6 protein-coding genes and 1 pseudogene are annotated in these 8,250 nt (G+C 68.5%); 5 read left to right on the forward strand and 2 right to left on the reverse strand.

What is annotated here, in order from left to right; translation table 11 throughout:
- Positions 1–1,032, forward strand: a pseudogene (locus ACLP4W_RS18825) (hypothetical protein); the annotation flags it as partial.
- Between the two features lie 169 nt (positions 1,033–1,201).
- Here ACLP4W_RS18825 and ACLP4W_RS18830 read toward each other — a convergent pair.
- Positions 1,202–1,399: a hypothetical protein gene (locus ACLP4W_RS18830; protein WP_442388494.1), complete on the reverse strand. Its 198-nt coding sequence runs from the start codon at positions 1,397–1,399 to the stop codon at positions 1,202–1,204.
- 242 nt (positions 1,400–1,641) lie between these two features.
- Between ACLP4W_RS18830 and ACLP4W_RS18835 the strand changes: the two genes are divergently transcribed.
- Entirely contained in the window at positions 1,642–2,328 is a 687-nt protein-coding gene (locus tag ACLP4W_RS18835; RefSeq protein WP_442388495.1) for a hypothetical protein, read from the forward strand.
- A gap of 44 nt (positions 2,329–2,372) precedes the next feature.
- Complete coding sequence (locus ACLP4W_RS18840; protein WP_442388497.1) at positions 2,373–3,233, forward strand: B12-binding domain-containing protein; 861 nt, start codon at positions 2,373–2,375, stop codon at positions 3,231–3,233.
- A gap of 178 nt (positions 3,234–3,411) precedes the next feature.
- Here ACLP4W_RS18840 and ACLP4W_RS18845 read toward each other — a convergent pair whose 3' ends face one another.
- Positions 3,412–3,702: a hypothetical protein gene (locus ACLP4W_RS18845; protein WP_442388499.1), complete on the reverse strand. Its 291-nt coding sequence runs from the start codon at positions 3,700–3,702 to the stop codon at positions 3,412–3,414.
- 354 nt (positions 3,703–4,056) lie between these two features.
- On the opposite strand from ACLP4W_RS18845, the gene ACLP4W_RS18850 reads away from it, so the two are divergent.
- Together ACLP4W_RS18850 and ACLP4W_RS18855 are read left to right on the forward strand one after the other, a co-directional pair.
- On the forward strand, positions 4,057–5,730 hold the full coding sequence (locus ACLP4W_RS18850; RefSeq protein WP_442388501.1) for a hypothetical protein: 1,674 nt from the start codon (positions 4,057–4,059) through the stop codon (positions 5,728–5,730).
- The coding region (locus ACLP4W_RS18855) for a beta strand repeat-containing protein (protein WP_442388503.1) at positions 5,727–8,250 on the forward strand (2,524 nt) is incomplete at its 3' end. The genes ACLP4W_RS18850 and ACLP4W_RS18855, both read left to right, overlap by 4 nt.

Raw genomic sequence — 8,250 nt, forward strand, 5'->3', positions numbered from 1 at the left:
AGCGGGGACAGCGCCCTTGGCAACGCCGGTAACGGCGTGTGGATAGACGGGGCGCCCGGCAACTCGCTGGTGGGCTGCAAGTTCGTCAATGACCCGTTCGTCTATTACAACGTCGTAAGCGGCAATGACCGGAACGGGTTGCGCGTCACCAATTCGGACAACGTGACGGTCCAGGGCAACTTCTTCGGCGTCGGCGCCAACAACACGGCGATCGTGAAAAACGGGCTGGACGGCATCCTGGTCGATGGGACCTCGGTGGACACTCAGGTGGGCGGGGTCATCCCGCTGGGCAACGTGTCCGCCGGAAACGGCCTGAACGGCATAGCAGTGCTCGGGAAGTCTAGCGGGTTCGTCACGTTCAACACATTCGGCGGGCTGCTGGCATTCAAGGGAGCAGCTCCCAACGGCCTGAACGGGCTGCTTATCACCTCTACCGGGGGCAACAACCTGGTCCGGACGAATGTGTTCTCCGGCAACACGGGGAACGGAATCGAGCTCGCCGGGAACGCCTCGGGGGTGACAGTTGATCCCAATATCGTCGGCCTGACTACCAACGGCGGCGCCGCGCTGCCCAACGGCGGCGACGGCCTGCTGATTAACGGTACCGCTCACGGCAACATCATCGGCGGCACGCGGGTCTCGGTGATCCCGCAGAACACGTTCTCGGGAAACGGGGGGTACGGGGTGGTGATCGCAGGACGGGCTTATGACAACCGCGTCTTCCGCAGTTACATCGGAACGCAGATCCTTGGCGTCAACGCGCTGGGCAACAAGGAGGGCGGCGTCCTGATCGGGGGTGACGCCTACGGTAACGTCATCGGCCAGGCAACACTCACACCGGCCAACCTGATCAGCGGGAACACCGGCGTAGGCGTGGCCCTGAGCAGCGGCACCCGCCGAAACTCGGTGATCAACAACTACATCGGCCTCGATCGGTTCGGCCGGTACCTGCGCAACAGCGGCCGTACGGTCGTGAACAACGGCCGCAACAACACGATCCGGGGTAACGTGGACCGCCCCGCCCGGCGCTGAGGCGCCGGATCCGCCGTCCCGGCCGGAGGCACCAGCCGGCCGAATGCTGGAACGACATACGGGCCGCCCGGCTCACGAGTCTGGCGGCCCGTTCTCGTGTCCGTGCTGTCCGATCTGTGCCGGTTTCAGCTGCCTGGCTCCAAATGCCCGGGGGCCAGGAGAAAGGCCTCTACCAGCACTTTCGCTCCGGAAGCCATGGTTGGAATGTTCGCCGCGCACCGATTGCGGCGGCCACCTCCGGTTTACCGTCGAGGCCGACGGCGACGACCTGCCGGTCGATCCAGTTGCAGAACCACAGCCGGCCCTCGTGCCACCGAGGCGACTCGGGTATTCCCAGGCCAGTCAGCAGAACCTTCGGCTCGGACATTGGTGTCTCCTCCCTTCGCCGGGCTGCGCCGGCCGCAGGCCGGCTCCTCCATCTCCTACACGAACGACAGCCCGGCCGATCGACACAGCTTCGGCTAAAGCAGCGTTATGCCGCCTGCCGTAGACGCGGCGCCGGCGCGCCGTCGGGGCCGCCGGGGGGCTGCAGAGCCCGGGCCTTTGACAGGGGAGCCGCAGCAATGTAGCTTTAGTGCTAATTACGAAATTAGCACTAAAGGAGTAACCATGGTAGCTACAGCGCCTCGCACCGACCTGCCCGCCGTTCCCGATAGCGTCCCGGATGCCGTTCCCGATGCCGCCGCCCAGCTGGCCGGGGTGACCGGCACTGGCCCCGGAACTGATATCGCGCAGATCGGGCGGCGCGCCGTGCACCTGGCCGCTCTGGAACGCGTGGTGCTGCCGATCGCCGAGGCCAGGCTGGATGACGGCGCCGCCCGGGCCGAAGAGCTGCGGCGCTACGGTCGCGAACTGTCAACGGCGCTGCACTGGCTGGACCGCCACCTCACCGGCGATGTCCGGGTCGCGGGATGCCCGACTCACGAGCTGTCCCAGGCCGTCCGGGCCGCCACCGCCAGCTACGTCAAGGCCGAGCAAGCTCTCATGAGCGCGCTGGCCGACGCGCTCGGCAGCCATGAGATCCTCAATCTGATCAGGTCCTACCATGAAGCCTCGCTCGTGGCGCCGACCAGGGCGCACCCCCGGCTCAGCTACCGTGGGCACAAGGGATGGCTGGCGTTCAAGCTCGCTGCGTTCATTGACAATGTGCGGGATGGCACGGATAACCGCCCGGTCCGTCGCGACGTCTGGTCCACCGCAGTTAAAGCCCTGCACGATCTGAATGCGCTGGCGGTGGCGGACAATCTCGCCCGCGGCATAGGATCGGCGCCGACGCCAGCCCTGGCGATTTCCTAGGCAACTCTGCGATGACGTCGCGGACTACTCGGACGGCGGCGCCCTTGGCAGAACCAATCAGCCTGCAGCAAGCAGCCAGCCGCCTTGGCGTCCACTACATGACCGCGTACCGGTACGTGCGCACTGGCCGGCTTCCCGCCCGGCGCGACGGCGCCCAGTGGTTTGTCGATCCACGCGACCTGGACCGGATGCAGCAGCAGGACCATGCCCGGCCCGGTGGCCGCCGCGCGAAGGCAGATCGCACGGCTATCCTCACCGCCCGGATGACCGCCGGTGACGAAGCCGGCGCCTGGCGCGTCATCGATGACGCCCTGGCCTCAGGGATGGACCCAGCTGGGGTTTACCTCGACCTGCTGGCGCCCGTGCTGCGCGGTGTGGGTGCCGGCTGGGCGGCCGGGACGGTAACCGTCGCAGAAGAGCACCGTGCCTCGGCAGTGGCACTGCGGCTAATCGGGCGGCTGGGCCCCCAGTTCGCGCGCCGGGGCCGGAAGCGCGGCATGGTGATCATCGGTGCCCCCGCCGGGGACCAGCACAGCCTGCCCGGCGCCATCGTCGCCGATCTGCTCCGCGGGGAAGGGTTCGAGGTCATCGACCTCGGCGCTAACACACCGGACAGTTCCTTCGCGGAGACCGCCCAGGACGCGGCCCGGCTGGTTGCCGTCGTCATCGGGGTGACCGCGCCAGGCTGCGACAGTGCTGTCCAGTCCATCGTCCAGACCCTCCGGCGTTCGGGCAGCACGGTGCCGGTGCTCATCGGCGGCGCGGCCATCAACGGCGCCGACCACGCCCTCCGGCTCGGAGCGGACGCCTGGACCGGCCCGGACGGTCAGTCCGTCATTACGGCCGTCAATGCCGCGGCGGCCCGACGGCGCCCAAGCCCGGCATCAGCTCCCCGCCCCGGGTAACACCGTCGGGCGAGACTGGCGTTGCCCCGTTCCGTGATCGGACGCGCCACGAGCCAGAGCGGGACGGATCTGGTACTGATGACGGACACGCGAGGAGGCTCTCTATTGCTGACCTCCGAGGACCTCTTCGGCGCCGAACTGCTCGGCACCTGAGTGTCCCGGCCGCCGTGTTCCTGGATCAGGAAACGTTGATGTTTGATGCGTTCAGGGCCACAGCCCAGGCGGCGTCATCTTGCGCCGTTGTCCCGTAATTGGGGCCCGGCTGAAGCAGGTTGGCCACCACAATAAAGTCATTCAGCATTTGCTCGTAGCCGACCCGGTTAACTGTCGGCAGAAGAGCCGGGTTAGCGAGGATCCGCCGCGCTTCTCCCCGCACGACGCGGCCATCGGCCTCGAAGACCAGGTGATTGGCGACGGTCGGCGACTGACTTTTCGGTCTCCAGATCACCGGCCAGGGTATCGACGTCATCATTGAACGTCACCCGGGCCAGCGGCGTTACGGGGAGGTCACTATTCAGGTGACCTGATTCCTGATACGTGCGGACATGCGGCATTCCCTGTCACAGAAAGTAAATGACGTTCTACTTATTGTTATGTTAGCGTGGTGCCGTTCTGGGGGTGTGGCTGGCGCGGTGATCGGGGGTGTTATGACTTTTCCGGCTTTCACGCTTACGGACGGTGATGGCCACCGCGGTTACCGGGCAGGCGGCGGTGCCGGCGCCCATCGCGGGCTCCGCCACCACGATCGGCCGGCCGGACGTGCGAACGGAACGCCGCTGCGCCCCGCTGCGCCAGGCTGGCAACCCTGAACACGAGGCGGCGAATGCCCTTCTCCCGGCGGGTGCGGCGAGTAGTGTCGCGCGCTGCGGCGGTCGCCCTGCCGATGAGCATGGTCAGCGCCGGGGTAGCGGTGCACGCCCCGAAAGCGCTCGCGGCCGGCACCGTCCTCTTCAATCAGACGTTCCACGACAACACCCTGGACGGCACGGCGGGATCGGTGTCCCTCCCCACGGCACCGGCCGCGAGCGGCAACACCGCGTGCCTGACCGCCGCGGGCAACGCCACCGCCAACCCGCTGGCCAGCTGCGCGACCGTCACAGACCTGCAGGGTTCCGGCAAGCTCCGGTTCACCTCGAACACCACAAGTCAGGAGGGTGGGGTCTTCGCCAGCACCAGCATCCCCACCTCGCAGGGCCTGGACGTGGCCTTCAACACCTACCAGTACGGGGGCACCCAGGGTGCGGACGGGATGGCCTTCGTGCTGGCCGCCGTCAATCCCGCCAATCCGGTCACCCCCGCGGCCATCGGGCAATCCGGCGGGGCGCTCGGCTACTCGGCCCCGAGTTCTAATGCGCCCGGCCTGAGTTATGGCTACCTGGGCGTCGGTTTCGACGTCTACGGCAACTTCAGCAACCACTATGAGGGGCTGGGCTGCAACGACCCGCCCAACATCGCCGGGCAGATGCCCGGCCAGGTCGTCGTGCGCGGCCCCGGTAACGGCAATACCGGGTACTGCGCGCTGGCAAGCAGCGCGGCCACGGCGACGTCACCCAAGCTGACCCTGCGGGCCACCACCCGCGCCGGATCGGTGGTACCGGTCGAGGTGGTCTACAACCCGAGCGCGGTGCCGGTGACGACACCGTCCGGGCTGGTCGTGCCGGGCGGCGACTACGACGTCCACTTCACCCCGGTGGGCGGGACCGCCCGGGATGTGACCGGGGCCCTGCCGACGGTCCCGTCCGGGCTTTACCCGGCGAGCTGGGTCAACGCGAGCGGGTACCCCAAGCAGCTGGCGTTCGGCTGGGTGGGGTCGACCGGCTCGGTGACCGACTACCACGAGATCGACAACGCGGTGGTGACCACGCTGAACCCCGTCCCGCAGCTCGCGGTCGCCCAGACTAGTTACGCGGCGGCGACCCTCGCGCCCGGCAGCCCGGTCACGTACAGTGTCGCGGCCAGTTCGTCGGGCGCGGCGGAGAACCAGCCGGTGACGGTGACCGAGACGTTGCCGGCCGGCGTCCTGCCGGTCGGCGCCTCCGGTACGGGATGGGTATGCGCGGCGCCATTGGGGCAGTCCATCTCGTGCACCAACAGCACCAGCCCCTTCACCAGCGGCACGATTACGGTGAACGGGGTCGTGACCTCCAGCAGCGTCACCCCGGCGGTGGTCCAGTCCAGTACCAGCGCGGTGGCGTCCAGCAGCGACGCCAGCCCGGCGACGTCGTCGAGCGCTCCGGCCGGCACCGTGCCCACCGCGCCGACCGTTACCGCCATCAGCCCGACGAACTTCGCCGCCGGCGGGGGCAACGACGTCAAGATCACTGGCACCGGCCTGAACGGTGCGACCGCCATCGAGATCGGCACGGCCGTCCAGTTCACCGCAGGCACACCGACCACGCTGGTACTGTGCGCTTCTTCGGGACCTGGCTGTTTCACCGTCACCAACAGCACCACCCTCGACATCTCTGCCATGCCTGGGCACGTCGCAGGGCGGTGACGGTCGAGGTCGTCACGCTGGGCACTTCCGCCAGTACCGCCTACACCTACAACTCGGGCCCGGCTCTGCTGTTCCCCGCGCCGCCAAGCGGCGAGGCCGGCGTGCCGTATAGCGACCAGCTCACTGTGACCGGCGGGACCAGCCCGTTCACCTGGTCGGTGAGCGCCGGGAGCCTGCCCCCCGGGGTGACCCTGAATGCATCGACTGGGCTGCTGTCGGGGACCCCGACCACCGCCGGCACTTACTCCTTCACGGTGAAGGTCGCCGACAGCAGCGGCCAGAGCAATACCGAAGCGGTGACTCTGACCGTCATCCCTGGGCCGTCGCTGAGTTTCCCGGCTCCGCCTTCGGGCTGGACTCATACGGTTTATGGCGACACTCTGACCGAGTCTGGCGGGACCAGCCCGTTTACCTGGTCGGTGAGCAGCGGGAGCCTGCCTTCTGGCATTAGCCTGAACGCGAGTGGGACGCTGAGCGGCACTCCGACGGTGACGGGTACCTTCGCCTTCACGGTCAAGGTGAGCGACGCTAACGGCCAGAGTGCCACTCAGGCCACCAGTATCACGGTGTCGGCGGGGGTGTCGGCGACGTTGTCGGCCCCGCCGGCTGCCGATGTCGGCGGTGCCTACAGTGACACGCTGACCGCCACCGGCGGTACCACACCGTATACCTGGTCGGTGAACGCGGGGGCGCTGCCGCCTGGCCTGTCCCTCAGTTCGGCGGGGGTGCTGGCCGGGACCCCTACCACCGCGGGCAGCTACCCGTTCACGGTCAACGTGGTCGACGCGAACAACGGCATTGCCACCGCCTCGATCACGCTGGTCGTCTCCGCCGGCCTGGCCCTGAGCTTTACCGCCCCGCCGAACACCGATGTCGGTATCGGCTACAGCGATACGCTGACCGCCACCGGCGGGACCGGTCCCAACACCTGGTCGGTGAGCGCGGGGAGCCTGCCCGCGGGGATCACGCTGAATGCGTCGACCGGGGTGCTGGCCGGGACGGCGACGACGGCGGGGACGTCCAGCTTCACGGTCAAGGTGACCGATGCCGTTGGCCAGAGCGTGACCAAGGCGGCGGTCATCGTGGTGGCGGCGCGTCCGTCGCTGGCTTTCCCCGCGCCGCCGGCCGGTCAGGCCAGCGTGGCTTACAGCGACACCCTGACCGTCACGGGCGGGACCGGGCCGTTCGCCTGGTCGGTGCCGGGCGGCGGCCTGCCGTCGGGTCTGACGCTGAATGCCTCGACGGGGGTGCTGTCCGGCACGCCGGCGGCCGCGGGCAGCTTCGCGTTCACGGTCCAGGTGAGCGACGCCTTCGCGGTGACCGCCACCGAGGCGGTGACGCTGGTCATCGCGTCCGGCCCGCTGGTGATCGCGGCGACCGCGAGCCCGTCGCCCGCGGTGCCGGGCGGCACGGTGCATTTCACCGTCACGGTGACCAACACCGGCTCGGGCACCGATACCGGGGCGACGTTTACCGATCCGCTGGCCGATGTGCTCGATGACGCCAGCTACAACAACAACGCGGCCGCGACGGCCGGCACCGTCGGCTTTAGCAGCCCGAACCTGACCTGGACGGGGACCCTGGCCCCGGGCGCGAGCGCGACGATCACGTTCTCGGTCACGGTGAGCAGCCCCGACACGGGGAACAAGATGCTGGCCAGCACGGTCACCTCGGCGACGGCGGGGAGCAACTGCGCGGCGGGCAGCGGTGACTCCCGTTGCGCGGTCAGCGTCCCGGTGGCGGTGCTGACGATCAGCGTGACGCCCAGTACTACGAGCGCGACGCCGGGCAGCACGGTCGGCTATACGATCACCGTCACCAACTCGGGCGCGGTGGCGTTCACCGGGGCGGCGTTGACCGATCCGCTGGCCGATGTGCTGGATGACGCCGGCTACAACGGTGATGCGGCCGCGACGGCTGGCAGCGTCTCGTATGCCAGCCCGAACCTGACCTGGACCGGGAACCTGGCTGCGGGCGCGAGCGCGACGATCACGTTCTCGGTGACGGTGAGCAGCCCCGACGCCGGGAACAAGACCCTGGCCAGCACGGTCACCTCGGCGACGGCGGGCAGCAACTGCGCGAGCGGCAGCACTGATCCGCGGTGCGCCAGCACGGTGACGGTGCTGATCCCGGGCCTGACGATCGCGGTGTCAGTAAATACGGGCACCGCTACGCCCGGGTCGGTGGTGGGTTACACGATCACGGTGACTAATTCGGGGCAGACCGCCTATACCGGTGCGGCGTTCAGCGATTCGCTGTCGGGCCTGCTGGATGACGCCAGCTACAACGGCAACGCGGCCGCGACGGCCGGCACGGCCGGCTTCACCAGCCCGAACCTGACCTGGAGCGGGAACCTCGCCGTCGGGGGGACCGCGACGGTCACGTTCTCGGTCACGGTGAACAATCCCGATACCGGCGATAAGGTCCTCGCGCAGACGGTGACGTCGGCGGCGGCGGGCAGTAACTGCGCGGCGGGCAGTACCGATGCGCGGTGCTCGGTGACCGTGGTGGTGCTGGTGC

It is taken from the genome of Mycobacterium sp. (assembly GCF_052145595.1).
In the GTDB taxonomy this organism is placed as follows: domain Bacteria; phylum Actinomycetota; class Actinomycetes; order Mycobacteriales; family Mycobacteriaceae; genus Mycobacterium.